12 protein-coding genes are annotated in these 15430 nt (G+C 55.1%); 2 read left to right on the top strand and 10 right to left on the bottom strand.

The genetic code is table 11. The features are described from left to right. Positions 1–146 precede the first annotated feature (146 nt). The 3 genes from OCV69_RS02450 to asnA are packed head-to-tail and all read right to left on the bottom strand — an operon-like array spanning position 147 to position 3968. The gene (locus OCV69_RS02450; RefSeq protein ID WP_158357343.1) at positions 147–1127 is read right to left on the bottom strand and encodes a D-2-hydroxyacid dehydrogenase; all 981 of its coding nucleotides are present in this window, start codon (positions 1125–1127) and stop codon (positions 147–149) included. Continuing rightward, on the bottom strand, positions 1115–2929 hold the full coding sequence (locus tag OCV69_RS02445; RefSeq protein WP_158357341.1) for an aminopeptidase P family protein: 1815 nt from the start codon (positions 2927–2929) through the stop codon (positions 1115–1117). Before OCV69_RS02445 ends, OCV69_RS02450 begins: the two co-directional genes overlap by 13 nt. A 34-nt stretch (positions 2930–2963) precedes the next feature. After that, positions 2964–3968, bottom strand: coding sequence for an aspartate--ammonia ligase (asnA, locus tag OCV69_RS02440; protein ID WP_158357339.1), 1005 nt, complete (start codon positions 3966–3968; stop codon positions 2964–2966). A 364-nt stretch (positions 3969–4332) separates the two neighbouring features. Here asnA and OCV69_RS02435 point away from each other — a divergent pair, with 364 nt between their 5' ends. Next, a complete protein-coding gene (locus OCV69_RS02435; RefSeq protein WP_158357337.1) occupies positions 4333–4830 on the top strand; it encodes a hypothetical protein in 498 nt (165 codons plus the stop codon). A gap of 24 nt (positions 4831–4854) precedes the next feature. On the opposite strand, the gene OCV69_RS02430 is transcribed toward OCV69_RS02435, so the two are convergent. The 6 genes from OCV69_RS02430 to OCV69_RS02405 all read right to left on the bottom strand — a co-directional run bounded on the left by OCV69_RS02430 (position 4855) and on the right by OCV69_RS02405 (position 12018). Next, on the bottom strand, positions 4855–5745 hold the full coding sequence (locus OCV69_RS02430; RefSeq protein WP_158357335.1) for an SPL family radical SAM protein: 891 nt from the start codon (positions 5743–5745) through the stop codon (positions 4855–4857). Between the two features lie 58 nt (positions 5746–5803). Next, entirely contained in the window at positions 5804–6340 is a 537-nt protein-coding gene (locus OCV69_RS02425; RefSeq protein ID WP_158357333.1) for a DNA topology modulation protein, read from the bottom strand. Positions 6341–6352: 12 nt separating this feature from the next. Then, positions 6353–6883, bottom strand: a complete 531-nt coding sequence (locus tag OCV69_RS02420) for a cysteine hydrolase family protein (RefSeq protein ID WP_158357331.1) — start codon at positions 6881–6883, stop codon at positions 6353–6355. Between the two features lie 98 nt (positions 6884–6981). Further along, positions 6982–7428, bottom strand: a complete 447-nt coding sequence (locus tag OCV69_RS02415; RefSeq protein ID WP_158357329.1) for a GNAT family N-acetyltransferase — start codon at positions 7426–7428, stop codon at positions 6982–6984. A gap of 118 nt (positions 7429–7546) precedes the next feature. Beyond that, complete coding sequence (locus OCV69_RS02410) at positions 7547–11311, bottom strand: phosphoribosylformylglycinamidine synthase (RefSeq protein ID WP_158357327.1); 3765 nt, start codon at positions 11309–11311, stop codon at positions 7547–7549. Between the two features lie 131 nt (positions 11312–11442). After that, positions 11443–12018, bottom strand: coding sequence for a sigma-70 domain-containing protein (locus OCV69_RS02405; RefSeq protein WP_158357325.1), 576 nt, complete (start codon positions 12016–12018; stop codon positions 11443–11445). Between the two features lie 71 nt (positions 12019–12089). On the opposite strand from OCV69_RS02405, the gene OCV69_RS02400 reads away from it, so the two are divergent. Further along, positions 12090–12965: a LysR family transcriptional regulator gene (locus OCV69_RS02400; RefSeq protein WP_158357324.1), complete on the top strand. Its 876-nt coding sequence runs from the start codon at positions 12090–12092 to the stop codon at positions 12963–12965. 7 nt (positions 12966–12972) lie between these two features. Here the strand turns inward: OCV69_RS02400 and OCV69_RS02395 are convergent, their stop codons facing one another. Then, positions 12973–15333, bottom strand: a complete 2361-nt coding sequence (locus OCV69_RS02395) for an ATP-dependent DNA helicase (RefSeq protein WP_158357322.1) — start codon at positions 15331–15333, stop codon at positions 12973–12975. Between the last annotated feature and the right edge of the window lie 97 nt (positions 15334–15430).

The raw sequence follows: 15430 nt of genomic DNA, 5'->3' as shown, positions 1-15430 counted from the left end.
CCACCTCCCAACATTGTTTTCAGCTTCTATTATATACCTCCTGCATGTATTAGGCCGTCATTTATGCAGAAATACAAAGCACTCAAACAACTATGACAAAACGCCGCCGGAAACTGGCAGATCCATCCGTTTCCGGCAGCGTTTTCTTATTTTCTGTATCCGGTGGAAAAGTCCACCACGTTCTTTAACTCTTCTCCCGACGCCCATGCCTTTAAGTTCTCTCCAGCGATCCTAACGATCCGTTCAAAGGTCTCCGCCAGGAAGAAATTTCCCGCCACATGGGGCGTGATCACCACATTGTCCATTGCCCAAAGCTCGTCCTCCGGCGGCAGGGGCTCCGGCTCGGTCACATCCAGTCCGCAGCCGCCCAGATGGCCGTCCTTTAAAACTGCCTTTAATGCTGCGGGATCGATGGCATTTCCCCGTCCCACATTGATGAGGTACGCGCCCTTTTTCATCAGGCGGAGCCGTCTCTCATCCATCAGATGGCAGGTGGCAGGGCCTCCAGGCACCACCATGGCCACCACGTCGGCCCTGGGAAGAAGGCGGTCCAGGTCGTCCATGGTATACTGTTCATCCAGATATTCCGGCTTCTCCTTGCAGGTCCGTCTGACGCCGATGGTGTACGCGCCCAGAGCCTTCACCTTCCGGGCATAGTCTCCTCCGATATCTCCCAGTCCCAGGATCAGGATCGTCGATCCTTCCACCGAAATGATGTTCCCCATGGATCTCCACTGACGGTCCGCCTGGTTTTTATGATACTGCCCCAGGCGGCGGATCAGATCAAAGGTCAGGGCCAGCATATGCTCGGATACCGCCAGGCCATAGGCCCCAGTGGCGTTCGTGAGGACTGCTCCGGCAGGAAGCACTCCCTCCGGCGTATAGGGATCGGCTCCGGCGCTGTTTAACTGGAGCCATTCCAGGCGCTTCGCCTCCCGCACCAGGGCAGGAGGCAGGTTGCCGATGAGAACCTGGGTATCCTCCAGGTCCTCCTTCGTCACATGTTCTTTCGGAATATACCGGAACTGACAATTATACTTCCCTGAGGACGCCTGCTTTTCCAGATACGTTTTGTGGGTCTCCGTCACCGGGATCGTTACCAGGATCTTTTTTTCTAAATATGCCACTGGGCATCTCCTCCTATGGGTTTTGTGGCGTCCTTTAACCATTCTGCTTCTTCTTTTGTCAGATAGGGGGACAGCTTTTCATAAACTTCCTTATGGTACTGGTTTAAAAGGCGCACATCCGAAGGCTCCATGACAGAAATATCAATGGCCTCCGTGTCAATGGGAGCATAGGTCATGGTCTCGAACCGCATGAACTGGCCGTAGCCGTTCTTTTCTGCCTTCCGGCATAACAGCAGGTTCTCTGTGCGGATGCCGTGGCTCCCCTCGATATAGAGTCCAGGCTCATTGGAGGTCAGCATGCCCTCCTCCAGGATACAGCTGTCCTGGCGTTCCGGAACGATCTTCCAGCGGATGCCGTTGGGCCGTTCATGGACATTGGAAAGGTAACCGACGCCATGACCGGTTCCGTGGTTGAAGTCCAGGCCCAGCTTCCATAAGGGACCTCTCGCCAGATAATCCACATTGATCCCGCGGCAGCCATGGAGGAACTTGGCGTCTGTGAGACGGAGCATTCCCATGAGCACCAGGGTAAAGTGGAGCTTTTCCTCATGGGTCAGTTCTCCCATGACGATGGTCCTGGTCACGTCTGTGGTACCCTCATAATACTGTCCGCCGGAATCCACCAGGTAAAAGCCGTCCTTTCCGATGACGGATTCCTCCTCCTTGGTGGCATGGTAGTGGCACATGGCCGCGTTGGCTCCGTAAGCGGAGATAGTGTCAAAGCTGGGGCAGATATATCCCTCCTGCTCCTTTCTTAAGCTCTCCAGATGCTCCGCAGCCTCCGTTTCCATAAGGCTTCCCTTGGGAGCCTTTGTCTTCATCCAGTAAATAAATTTCGTGAGAGCCACACCGTCCTTGATATGAGCCTTTCTCAGGTTCTCCATCTCCACCGGATTCTTCATGGCCTTCATCCAGGAAGCCGGGTTCATGGCCTCCTCCAGGAGACAGCTCTCATGGATGCTCTTATACATGGCGTAGTTCACCTTGTCCGGCTCCAGTAAGATCGTCTCGTTCCGCAGCTCCTTCACTGCCCTGTAAATGTCCCCATAGGGAGCCAGGGTCACGCCGTTTTCCTTCAGATATGCGTTTACACAGTCGTCAAAGCGGCTGCTGTCAATGAACAGCGTCAGGGTATCCATGGTCATGAGCACATGGGCCAGAGGCAGAAGGTTGATGGATGCTCCGGTATTTTTCCGGATGTTCAGAAGCCATGCGATATCGTCCAGACCGGAAAGGATATGGACGGTGGCGTGATGCTCCTTCATGACCTGGCGGATCCGCGCGATCTTGGAGGCAGCGGATTCTCCGGCGTATTTCTCCTCCAGCACCCAGACCTGGGGAGCCGGAAGCTCCGGTCTTTCGGTCCAGAGCTCTCCTGCCAGATCATGCTCAATGGAGGCTGTACCCTTTTTAACCTTTAGGAGCTTTTCAAAGCTGCGGCCGATGCCGGTATTTACCACCCGGCCGTCCATACCCAGGACACCGCCCTCAGGCAGATGCTCCATTAAAAATTCATCGATGGTGGGAACGTTCTCCTCCCCCATCTTCATCAGCTCTGTGTCCTGTCCCTCCAGCTGCTTTTTCGCCTGGACAAAGTAGCGGCCGTCGGTCCAGAGACCGGAAAAGTCCTTCGTCACCACCATGGTCCCGGCGGAACCGGTGAAGCCGGAGATAAACTCCCTGCATTTAAAATACGGATCCACATATTCTGAGTCGTGGAAATCCGATGATGGGATATAGTATGCATCCATCCCGTGCTGCGCCATAAGCGCGCGAAGCTGTTTCAGACGTTCATTTGCCATTTTTTCTGCTTCCCCTCCATATTGATTTCTTTCTTTATAAAAGCGGGATCCCGGCCTTTCCAGCCGCTTCCATTACATCCGCAGGCCAGATGGATGCCTGGATCTCACCGATGTGGGCCTTTCTTAAAAAGAACATACAGATCCTGGACTGACCGATGCCGCCGCCGATGGTGTACGGCAGTTCTCCGTTTAACAGAGCCTTCTGAAATGCCAGCTCTGCCCTCTCCTCACAGCCAGCCTCTGCCAGCTGATGCCTGAGGGAATCCTCATCCACACGGATCCCCATGGAGCTCAGCTCCAGAGCAATATCGAGGACCGGATAATATACGATGATATCGCCGTTGAGCTCCCAGTCATCATAGTCCGGGGCCCGGCCGTCATGGGGTTTTCCGGACGCCAGCTTTTTCCCAATCTGCTCGATGAATATGGCTCCATATTCTCTGGCAGCTTTATATTCCCGTTCCCTGGGCGTCAGGGCCGGATAACGGTCCTCCAGCTCCTGGGCTGTGACAAACACGATCTGGTCCGGCAGAACATGGCCAATGTATTCATACTCATAGGCCATGTAATCTTCGGTGATCTTTAAGGTCTTATAAACAGCCCTCACCGCATCCTCCAGGGTCTTCCGGGTCCGTTCCTCCTTCCGGATCACCTTCTCCCAATCCCACTGGTCCACATAAATGGAATGGATGTTGTCCGTATCCTCGTCCCGGCGGATGGCGTTCATGTCGGTATACAGGCCTTCTCCTGGAAGAAAGCCGTACTGCTTTAAGGCGTACCGCTTCCATTTGGCCAGGGAATGGACGATCTCCGCAGAGCGGTTTCCTTCTTTCAAGTCAAAAGCCACTGGGCGCTCTACGCCGTTCAGATTGTCATTGAGTCCTGATTCCGGCGTCACAAACAAGGGCGCCGATACGCGGGTGAGATGGAGCTGTCTGGTCAGTTCTCTCTGGAAGAAATCCTTGATGATCTTAATGGCGATCTGGGTCTCCCTAAGGTCGATCTTTGGAACATAGCCTTCCGGCACATAGAAATTCATGGTATCATCCTCTCTCCGTTCTTCCTGTACCCCAGAGGATTATAACATTATTTTCTGGAAATTGAAATACCCAAGTCCCCCATCCTGCATCCAGGTGAGTCCCCCATCCCGCATCCAGACCCGCTCCCGCTCCGGTCTGCGCACAGCGGTACGTAAGGCCGCAAAAGACGCGGCCTAAGTACCGGTGGGCAGAACGGGTCTGGATGCGGGATGGGGGACGGAACAGGAGACGCGGAGGGGCGGGAAAAATGTGGGGGGAAATGTGCGGGAGGGGGAAGTATTAAGTGGGATGTGATTAAAAAATGGAACGGATCGGGAGGGATAGGGATATGATATGGTAATGGGTTATCTGGAGGTTTTTTGTATGTCGTATACGCCGACGGCCGGGATCATTACGGCCATTGAATATCAGGGGGACGGGGCCTTTGGAGGGTCTGACTGCACGCTGCTTCTGACGGTGCAGAGCGAGGATCAGGGACTGGTCCATATTCTGCTGCCGCCGGGAGCTTATGTGCTGAATCTGCATCCGTTCCAGGTGGGGGACCGGGCCACGTTCTTTTATTCCCTGGGAGCCCCCATGCCGCTTGTGTTTCCGCCCAGGTACAGGGCGGTGGCTGCTGCCTATACTCCCCAGGGAGTGACGGCGGTCCTGGACGCTTTTGATGGGAGGCTGCTGAATTCTGAGGGGACGCTTTTGCTGAAGCCGTCCTGGGCCACTCCGGTGACGCTTCCCAACGGACAGATCTTTATGGGGAATCCCGGGAACCGGCTGATCCTGGCCACCTATTCGGCCACCACCAGGAGCTTTCCAGCCCAGACTGTGCCGGAGCAGATGGTGGTATTCTGCAGCTCCTCTGTGTAAAAGAGGGAGCCGCCCTGTCCCTCTTTAGAACTGGAATTCCAGCTGGGTGCAGGCGTACTTCTTTTTGTAGTCGTGGATGATATCCTTCATGTCCCAGAGGAGTCCCTCTCTCTGGCATTCCTCTGTGAACATCTCCCAGAGTTTCCGGGCCCGGGGGCTGGCGCAGTAATAGCGGTTCCCATAGGCGGCTGCATACCGTTCTGCCAGCCGTTCCCCCGGGAACCGCTTTGTGAGGGCGTCATAAAAATATTCTCTCTGGCCGTCCCGGATGGTAACGCCCATGATCCCATAGAGGAATCTGGCCCCGGTGTCTGCGGTGCGCTTTGCCATTTCCCGGATATTCTGTTCCGTGTCTTCCAGAAAAGGAAGGAGTGGCGTCATGACGACGCCTGTGTACAATCCCTGGTCTGCCATGGCGCGGACCGCCGCAAACCGCTCCGACGAGGCCGGGACGCCCGGCTCGATCTTTTTGCTGAGCCCGTCGTCGGCCGTGGTAATGGTCATCATACATAGGACCGGGGAATGGGTGCTGATCTCCTGGTAAAGGTCTGTGTCCCGGAGGATCAGGGGGCTTTTGGTCAGCATGGAGGCCCCGAAGCCGAAGGCGTCCATCAGTTCCAGGGCATGGCGGGTCACCAGCTCCGTCCTCTCGAAGGGATTGTAGGAGTCGCACATGGCTCCGCTGCCGATCACTCCGGGCCGCACCTTTCTCCTCAGCTCATCCCGGAGGAGCACCAGGGCATTTTCCTTTACGCGCACCCGGTCAAAGCCCTCCACATGGTAGCATGTGCTCCTGCTGTCGCAGTAAATGCACCCATGGGAGCAGCCCCGGTACAGGTTCATGTTGTAATCGCTGCCAAACCAGGAGGTATCCTTGTTCCTGGTAAGGATGGTCTTTGCAGGGACTGTGTCCATATCGATCCTCCTTGTCTGTCAAAGAAGGCCGGAGCACGTGCGCTCCGGCCCATGGCCGTTATGGGAACTCTGTGGGATTCTTCTGTCCGCTTAGGGATTCCAGGAACCCGTCCAGCTGCCGTTGGTTTTTCAGGACCACGGTTTTTTCCCCGCAGGTCTCCTTCATGGCCCGCCAGAGCTTTTTCTGCTTTCTGGTGCGGCTGTCCCAGAGGATCCAGCGGATAAATTCCAGATCGAGCTTTTCCTCGCAGCCCTCCGTCATGGAGCTTCTGGCCCTTCCCTTATGGTCCAGATATCTCCGGTATGCCCTGAAAAGGCAGGAAAACCGGTTGAAATCCATAAAAATGATCCGGTCGGCTTCCTGTAATCTCCGTTCATACTCCAGCTTCCTGTAATTTCCGTCAATGACCCAGGAGGCATTCCTGTCCATAAAGGCCCGGACCTCAGACCTCCCCTGTTCCTCTGCCTTCTCCTCCCAGCCAGGCAGCCAGTGGACCGTGTCCAGGTGGAGGACCGGGATCTGATAAAGTCCCCCCAGTCTTCTGGCCAGAGTGGATTTTCCGCTGCCGGAATAGCCGTTTACTACGATCTTCATGAGGGCCGTTTCCTATAAGATCTGGATCTGGCAGCTTCTCATGGTCTCCAGGGCCGCCGCGTGCTTCTCCGGCGTTACTCCCGCGCAGCAGGAGGCGTCCACGGATACCGGAAGCTCCGGCATGAACGCCTTTATGAGAAGGGCGTTGGATACCACGCAGATATCGGTACAGAGTCCCACAAGCTCCACCGCCTCCAGCTCTCCCGCTTCATACATGGCTTTTAAAGCCTCTGCCAGGGCCACAGAGCCAAAGGCCGGCTTGTCAAAGCACTGGGCTTTGCGGCTGTCCTTCATCTCCTCCAGCTCCGGGATCAGCTCCCAGCCTTCCGTCCCCCTGACACAGTGGGCCACCGGAAGGTATTTCCCCTCCTGGGTCTCCATGTAATCCTCTCCATGGGTATCTCTGGTAAAGAGCACGGTCCCGTCAAAGTCCCTGGCCTTTTTTACCACCGCCGGGACAATGGAGACGGCTTCCTTACTCCCCAGGCTTCCGTCCACAAAATCCTTCTGCATATCGACCACCACCAGCACACGTTTTCCCATATCCTTTTCCTCCGCATTTCTTTATTTTTAAGTCTGCCGATCCCCAGAGGGATCCAGGCCTCCTCTTTCCTCCATAGTACCATCCCCTGGAGCAGATGTCAAAACGAACTGTGTTTTCCGATCCCCTTTGCCAGGAACAGCTCCATGGGCTGCTCATACCCGGGGATATCTACCACAAGGCCGCCGCAGTCCTTATATCCCAGCTTCCTGTAAAAATGCTGTGCCTCCTCGTCCACCTGTGTGGAGGTCAGGAGCATGCCGAAGCCCCGCGCCCGCATGTCATTTTCCCAGTGTTCAATCAGCCTCCGTCCAAAGCCCTTTCTCTGGAACCTGGGATCGATGTACAGCAGGGTGCAGAACGGCGTATTGTCCCAGAAAAGATTATATCTGAGGATCCCGGCCCGCTGTCCTTCAGCCAGTAAGACATAGCCTCTCTGACCGGCAGTTTTTTTATCAAATTCCTCCTCCGGAAGATGCCTGTCCAGGCTGTACCAGAACGCCTTGTCCTCTGGCCGGACATACCGGATCTCCAGGGTCTCTTCCATCCCGCATACCTCCAGTTCTATGGGTACGGCCGCCGGAAAAGCCCCGGCGGGGGAAGCCTTCGTCCTTTGTCCGCCTGCTTCTCCCACCGGGGCCTGCCGTATGTTTTCTGTGTCTTATTTATTTAAAGTACTTCACGCCGCTTTCAAAGATCTTCATATCCTGCTCGCCGTAGATGTTCTTTGCCACAGCATCGCCGCGTCTCTCTGAATGGGCCATTTTTCCGTATACCCGTCCGTCGGGGCTTGTGATACCCTCGATAGCCATGTAGGAGCCATTGGGGTTCCAGTATTCGTCCATGGTGGGGTTGCCGTCTGCATCCACATACTGGGTCGCCACCTGGCCGTTGGCAAAGAGCTTCTTAAGCCACTCGTCGCTGGCCACGAACCGGCCCTCGCCGTGGGATACCGGGTTCACATAAACACCGCCCAGCTCTGCTTCCGCAAGCCACGGGGACTTGTTGGAGACCACCTTAAGGTTCACCATCTTGGAGATATGGCGTCCGATGGTGTTGTAGGTCAGCGTCGGCGCGCCGGCATTCTGCTCCGTAATGGTGCCGCCCGGCACAAGCCCCAGCTTGATGAGCGCCTGGAAGCCGTTGCAGACGCCTAAGATCAGACCGTCCCTCTCGTTTAACAGCTTCATAAGAGCCTCCTTCACCACCTCGTTGCGGAAGGCAGTGGCGAAGAACTTGGCAGAGCCCTCCGGCTCGTCGCCTGCGGAGAAGCCGCCCGGGAACATGACGATCTGGGCCTTTTCGATCTCTTTTCTGTAAAGCTCAACGGAATCTCTGATATCCTCAGCGCTTAAATTGCGGAATACCTTTGCGCTCACATTGGCTCCGGCGCGCTCGAATACCTTTGTACTGTCGTACTCGCAGTTGGTTCCGGGGAATACCGGGATAAACACATTGGGAGTACCGATCTTATGGTTGCAGATCACGATCTGATCTGCCTTAAATACTTCCTGCTTCACTTCCTCCTGCTTTACGCCGGACTCTGTGGGGAATACGTTCTCCAGCGGAGCGTTCCATGTATCCAGTGCCTCTGTAAGGGGAATGGATACGCTGCCGTATTCAAAGGCCGCCCGGTCGGTGACCTCACCGATCAGCGTATAGCTGATGGAAAGCTCGCCCACCTTTCCGTCCGGAACCTCGCAGACGATATCGCCCCAGCCCGGTGCGAAGAAGTCTCTGGGATCCACATTATGCCCGATCTTTACGCCCATATGGTTTCCGAAGGCCATCTTGCTGACAGCCTCTGCCATGCCGTGGCGCTCCACCGCATATGCGGAAACGATCCTTCCAGCTTTGATATCCTCAAAGAGCTTTCCATAGCCCTCGGTGATCTGGCTGTATACAGGAAGGTCATAAGCGTCTTTTTCGATCTTAAATACAACGATCTTATTTCCGGCCTTCTTAAATTCCGGAGAAATGGCCGTCTTTTCGCTGGCCACATCCACAGCAAAGGAAACCAGTGTGGGCGGAACGTTGACTTCCTTTCCGTCCTCCTCATTGAAGGTACCGGACATGCTGTCCTTGCCGCCGATGGACGGAAGGCCAAATCCCATCTGGGCATTGTATGCGCCCAGTAAGGCTGCAAAGGGCTGTCCCCAGCGGGTGGGATCCTCTGTCATCCTCTGGAAATATTCCTGGAAGGTGAAACGGATCTTCCGGTAGTCGCCGCCGGCTGCTGCGATCTTGGCAACGGAGGAAAGCACGGCATAAACGGCTCCATGGTACGGGCTCCAGCTGGACAGATACGGATCAAAGCCGTAGCTCATCATAGTCACAGCATCACATTTTCCCTTTAATACCGGAAGCTTTGCCACCATGGTCTGGATCTCGGACTGCTGGAATTTTCCGCCATAGGGCATCATTACTGTGCCGGCTCCGATGGAAGCGTCAAACCGCTCCACCAGTCCCTTCTGGGAGCAGACATTTAAGGAGCCCAACATCTTCATCCAGCTTTCCTTAACGTCGCCCACTTCCTTTCTCTCAAAGGGCGTTCCTTCCCGGTTGGGAACTGTCAGGGTCACGTCGGCCTCCTGGTGCGCTCCGTTGGTATCTAAGAACGCGCGGCTCAGGTCCACGATGGTCTTTCCTCTCCAGGTCATGGTCAGACGCGGGCTTTCTGTTACCTCTGCCACTGTAACGGCCTCCAGGTTCTCCTCTGCCGCATAAGCCAGGAATGCATCCACATCCTTGGGATCCACCACCACAGCCATTCTCTCCTGGGACTCGGAAATGGCGATCTCCGTGCCGTCCAGGCCTGCGTATTTTTTCGGAACCTTGTCCAGGTCGATATAAAGACCGGCTGCCAGCTCACCGATGGCAACGGATACGCCGCCTGCACCGAAGTCATTGCATTTTTTGATCAGTCTGGAAACCTCCGGACGGCGGAACATCCTCTGGATCTTACGCTCTGTAGGCGGATTTCCCTTCTGGACCTCTGCGCCGCAGACCTCAATGGAAGCCTCTGTGTGGACCTTGGAGGAGCCGGTGGCTCCGCCGATGCCGTCGCGGCCGGTGCGTCCGCCCAGGAGGATGATGATATCGCCGGGATCAGAAGTCTCACGGATCACATTTTTTCTGGGAGCTGCGCCCATGACCGCTCCGATCTCCATTCTCTTTGCCACATAGCCCGGATGATATAATTCCTTTACGAATCCGGTGGCCAGGCCGATCTGGTTTCCGTAGGAGCTGTAACCATGGGCAGCCTCGGTCACGATCTTCCTCTGGGGGAGCTTGCCCTTTAAGGTCTCGTTTAACGGTCTTGTGGGATCGGCTGCACCAGTGATGCGCATGGCCTGGTAAACATAGGTACGGCCGGATAAGGGATCACGGATGGCTCCGCCAAGACAGGTGGCAGCGCCGCCGAAGGGCTCGATCTCTGTGGGATGGTTATGGGTCTCGTTCTTGAAGTTCACAAGCCATTCCTCAGTTTCTCCGTCGATCTCCACGGGAACCACGATGGAGCAGGCGTTGATCTCCTCGGAGACCTCCAGATCCTCTAATTTTCCTTCTGCCCTTAATTTCTTCATTCCCATAATGGCAAGATCCATCAGGCATACGAACTTGTCGTCTCTTCCCTTATAGATCTCCTTATGGTCGGCCAGATACTGATTATAGGTATCCTCGATGGGCTTCTTATAATCGCCCTCGGTGAAGGTCACATTTTTAAGCTCTGTGGAGAAGGTGGTGTGGCGGCAGTGGTCGGACCAGTATGTATCCAGCACACGGATCTCCGTCACAGACGGATCCCTCTTCTCTTCGTTTTTATAATAAGCCTGGATATGAAGGAAGTCCTTGAAGGTCATAGCCAGATTTAAGGAACCGTACAGCTCCTTTAAGGCTGCCTCGTCCATGGAAGCAAAGCCTTCAAACACAGCCACATCCTCCGGCTTTTCAAATACGGATACCAGAGTTTCCGGGATCGTTTCAGAGGCCTTCCTGGAGTCCACCGGGTTGATGCAGAAGGCCTTAACGGCGTCCAGCTCTTCCTTTGTAAGACTTCCGGAGATCACATAAGTGGTGGCAGTCTTAATGACCGGCTCCTCTGTCTCTTTTAACAGCTTCACACACTGCTCGGCAGAGTCTGCTCTCTGGTCAAACTGACCAGGCAGGTATTCCACAGAAAAAACGGCGTCGTCTGCGCCATGGACAAAGTCTCCTTCAAACACCTCATCCACCGGCGGCTCGGAAAAGATCGTACCCAGAGCCTCCCGGTACACATCCTCCGACAGATTTTCGATGTCGTAGCGGACCAGGACACGGACCCCTGTCACACCGGCGATCCCCAGATAGCTTTCGATCTCATCGCAAAGCTCTCTGGCCTGGACAGCAAATTCCGGCTTCTTCTCAACAAATACGCGCTTTACGCTCATGTTTCTTCCTCCTTGTGAAAATCTTTATATAAACAGGTTGCATTCTTGTTCTCTTATCATCTTACCACAAACGAAATAAATAAGTAAAATTAATATATCTAATTTTATTTATATTTTAAACTAATAAATCATCAATCCTGGAGGCTGCGGTTCAGCTCACTGAGCTTCAGTGCGTCCATGGTCATCTTCATGATCTCACGGACATCCTCCTCTGTCATCTTCATGCGCTCCGCCAGCTCCTTTAAGCTGGCCTCTCTTCCCAGCTCCTCGGCCATGCGCTTTGACACCTCCTGGAGCACGTTGACCCGGGCCAGCATCTCCTCCTCCAGATCCATCTCTGCCTTCTGCTCCCGGATCACCTCCTCCATCCGCACATGGATCCGGCTTTCCAGCAGCTTTTCAAAGCCCTCCTGGAAGCCCTCGTCCGCCAGCTCCATCAGCTCCATGCTGGCCTCCTGGATCAGATCCGCCATGGGCACTCCCCGGTTCAGATAATCCTGGATAAAAAACAGGGCCTTTTTCAGATTTCCCTCCACCAGTCGGTTTTTTGCCTCCCGGTCTCCGGCCTTCATCCTCTTAAGGAGCTCCCGGTTCTCTTCCTCGGTACAGGGCGGGATCACCGCCAGCTCCTCCATATAGACCTGGTAGATATCCTCTGTGCCGGTTTCCGTGTTCTGTTCCATCTCTTCTCTCATCTCTTCTGACATGCTGTTTCCCTCTTTTCAAAACTCTTAAGTTGTGCTACAATAGTGTCGTTTACCTATAAGGAGGACTAATAATGGATATCAATTACGAATTATATAAAGTATTTTACTATGTGGCCCGGACCTTAAGCTTCTCCGAGGCCTCCAAATGTCTGTTCATCTCCCAGTCGGCCGTGAGCCAGTCTGTGAAGGTCCTGGAAAAAAAGCTGGGCCAGACGCTTTTCATCCGCAGTACGAAAAAGGTCCAGCTGACTCCCGAGGGAGAGATCCTGTTCAAGCACATTGAACCGGCCATGAACCTGATCCAGAAAGGAGAAAACCAGCTTTTGGAGGCCAACTCCTTAAACGGCGGCCAGCTGCGGATCGCCGCCAGCGACACCATCTGCCGCTACTATCTGGTCCCCTATTTAAACCAGTTCCACAAGGCCTACCCCAACGTCCACATCAAGGTGTTTAACTTTACCTCCATCGAGTGCGCCCACGTCCTGGAAAACGGCCAGGTGGATTTTATCCTAAGCAACTACCCCAACTCCGGGCTTTTAGCCAGCCACAGCGTCCGGGCCATCCACGAATTCCACGATGTGTTCGTGGCCAATGCCGAGGCCTTTCCCCTGACGGATCAGATCCTGACCCTGGAGGAGCTAAAGGAGTACCCCATCATGATGCTGGACCGGAAAAGCACCACCAGCGAGTTCCTCCACTCCATGTTCCAGCGCTCCCACCTGGATCTGGTGCCGGAGATCGAGCTGAGCAGCAACGACCTGCTCATCGATCTGGCCCGCATCGGCCTGGGGATCGCCTTTGTGCCGGATTTCTGCATTCCCGCCGACGAATCCCAGCTTTATATCCTTAAGCTGGCCCAGAGCCTTCCGGCCAGAAAGCTGGTGGTGGCCTCCAACGGCTCGGTCCCCTTATCCCAGGCGGCCAAACAATTCATGGATATGCTGTAAAATGGCCCTAGGGCTCCCTTCCATTCCAGAAATCCTCCAGGCACCGGGCCGCATTTCCCCGGTTCACCACCTGGAAACGCTCCCATTCCCTGGGAAACAGTTCCAGATGATCCATTCTTAAAAACCGGTCATCCAGCAAAAGGATCACTCCCCGGTCCCCAGGCGTCCGGATCACCCGCCCGGCCGCCTGGAGGACCTTATTCATGCCGGGATACTGGTAAGAAAAATCAAAACCCTTCTCCTCTGTCTCATCAAAATACCCCTTCAGCACCTCCTGCTCTACGCAGACCATGGGGAGCCCCGTGCCCACCACGATGACCCCGATGAGCCGCTCCTCCTTCAGATCGATGCCCTCCGAAAAGACGCCGCCCATGACACAGAAGGCGGCCAGGGAATGGCTCCTCTCCTTTTCAAACTCCTCCAGGAATTCTGTCTTTTCCGCTTCTCCCATCCCCTGGCCCTGGACCAGCAGATCCGCCTTCAAAGGCTCCTCCTCCAGGATCTCCTCGATCTCGCCCATATACTGATAGGAAGGAAAAAACACCATATAATTTCCCGGCCGGCTTTGGGTGACGATCCGGATATAGTCCGCCACCTTCCGGTATTCTGACGGGCTGCGTCTCGTGTAGCGGCTGCTCACGTCTTCCGCCACCATAAGGAGGCGGTTTTCCTCTGGAAACGGCGAATTCACATACACCGCGTAATCCTCCTGGTTTCCGGAAAGCAGGGTCTTATAATACCGGACAGGAAGGAGCGTGGCCGAAAACAGGATGGTGCTGGCTCCCTGATCCATGCATCTGGAAAGGAGCCGGGAAGGATCCACGCAGAAGAGGCGCACCAGGAAGGAGCCGTCCTCCCGGTTTTCCTCATAGATCCGGTAATGGCCGTCCAGCTCTTCATAGACGTTTAAAAAATCCCGGAGGCAGAAATAAAAGTCCAGCACCGTCTCCCGTTCCGGGAACTCCGGGAATTCCTCCATAAACGTTTCCATATAAGAAAAGGCGGTCATGATCCCGGCAGCCAGCCCCGTCACATCCTCCAGGAGCTGCCAGTCCCCGCACTCCCGCTTCATGGAAAGCAGCAGCTTATTGCACCGGTCCAGCTGCCGCTCCAGCCTGGGCGACTTTCCCTTTATGATCCGCTTCACCTCCAGGAAATCTTCCTTATAAACAGAGGCGCTGTACATCTCCCTGGCCCTGGACACCAGGTTGTGGGCCTCATCCACCAGGAAAAGATAATCTCCCGAGGCCCCGTCGGCAAAGTAGCGTTTCAGCCGCACGTTTGGATCGAACACATAATTGTAGTCGCAGATGATCCCATCGGTCCAGCTGGAAATATCCAGGCAGAACTCAAAGGGGCAGACCCGGTATTTTTCCGCGTATCTCAACACGGTCTCCCGGTCCATCTCCTGCTCCAGGTGCAGGATGTCGAACACCGCCTCGTTGACCCGGTCAAAATGACCTTTGGCATAGGGACATGCCTCCGGATTGCACTCGGTCTTCTCCATGGGGCACAGCTTTTCTTTGGCCGTGATGGTCACGGCCGTGAACACCAGTCCCCGGCTCCTTAGGATCCTGAACGCCTCCTCCGCCACCGTTCTGGTGATGGTCTTGGCCGTCAGATAAAAAACCTTGGAGGCCTTCCCCGCTCCCATGGCCTGGACAGCGGGAAAAATGGTGGAAAGAGTCTTTCCGATGCCTGTGGGAGCCTGGATGAACAGCCGCTTTTTCCGGGAAATGGTCTTATACACGGCCACCGCCAGATCCCGCTGGCCCTCCCGGTAGGGAAAGGGAAACTCCAGGCCGCTTATGGACTGGTTCCTCTGGAGCTCATGGTGACACAGATATCTGGCCCACTTAAAGTATTCGTGGATCACCGAACGGAACCACACCTCCAGCTCCTCCTTCGACCTGTCCTCATGGAACCGGCGGATCTCCTCGGTCTCCAGATTACAGTAGGTAAGCTGGATCCGCACACCGTCCAGATCCCGGTCGCAGCAGTAAAAATATCCGTAGCACATGGCCTGGGCCATATGCACCGCCACCGGCTCTGTAAGCCGCTCCAGATCCATATACACGCCCTTGATCTCATCAATGGTCACGATGCCGTCTTCCTCAAAGATCCCGTCGGCCCGGCCCTCCACCAGAAGTTCGATGTCCTCTTCTTCGTCCAGGGCCGTATATTTTAACGGCACCTCAGCTCTGTAATTCCCGCCCATCCGCTTCTGGATCTTTTTATGGATCCTGGTCCCCGCCGCCATGGCATCCTTCTGGGCCGCTCCGGAACGGCGGTTATCGATGTCTCCGGAGCGGAGCACGAACTCCACCAGCGCCCGCACCGAGATCCTGACCTGTTTTTTCTGTTCCATGCTTCCTTCCTCCGTTCCTTGCTCCATTATACAATACCGGCCCGGAAAAGTCTAATTTCCTGTAAAGAAAAAGCTGGGATCCGAATCGGATTCCAGC

The organism is Alitiscatomonas aceti, from assembly GCF_025567195.1.
GTDB lineage: Bacteria > Bacillota > Clostridia > Lachnospirales > Lachnospiraceae > Alitiscatomonas > Alitiscatomonas aceti.
Note: the sequence above shows the minus strand (reverse complement) of the source record. Positions and strands in the feature narration are given on the sequence as shown.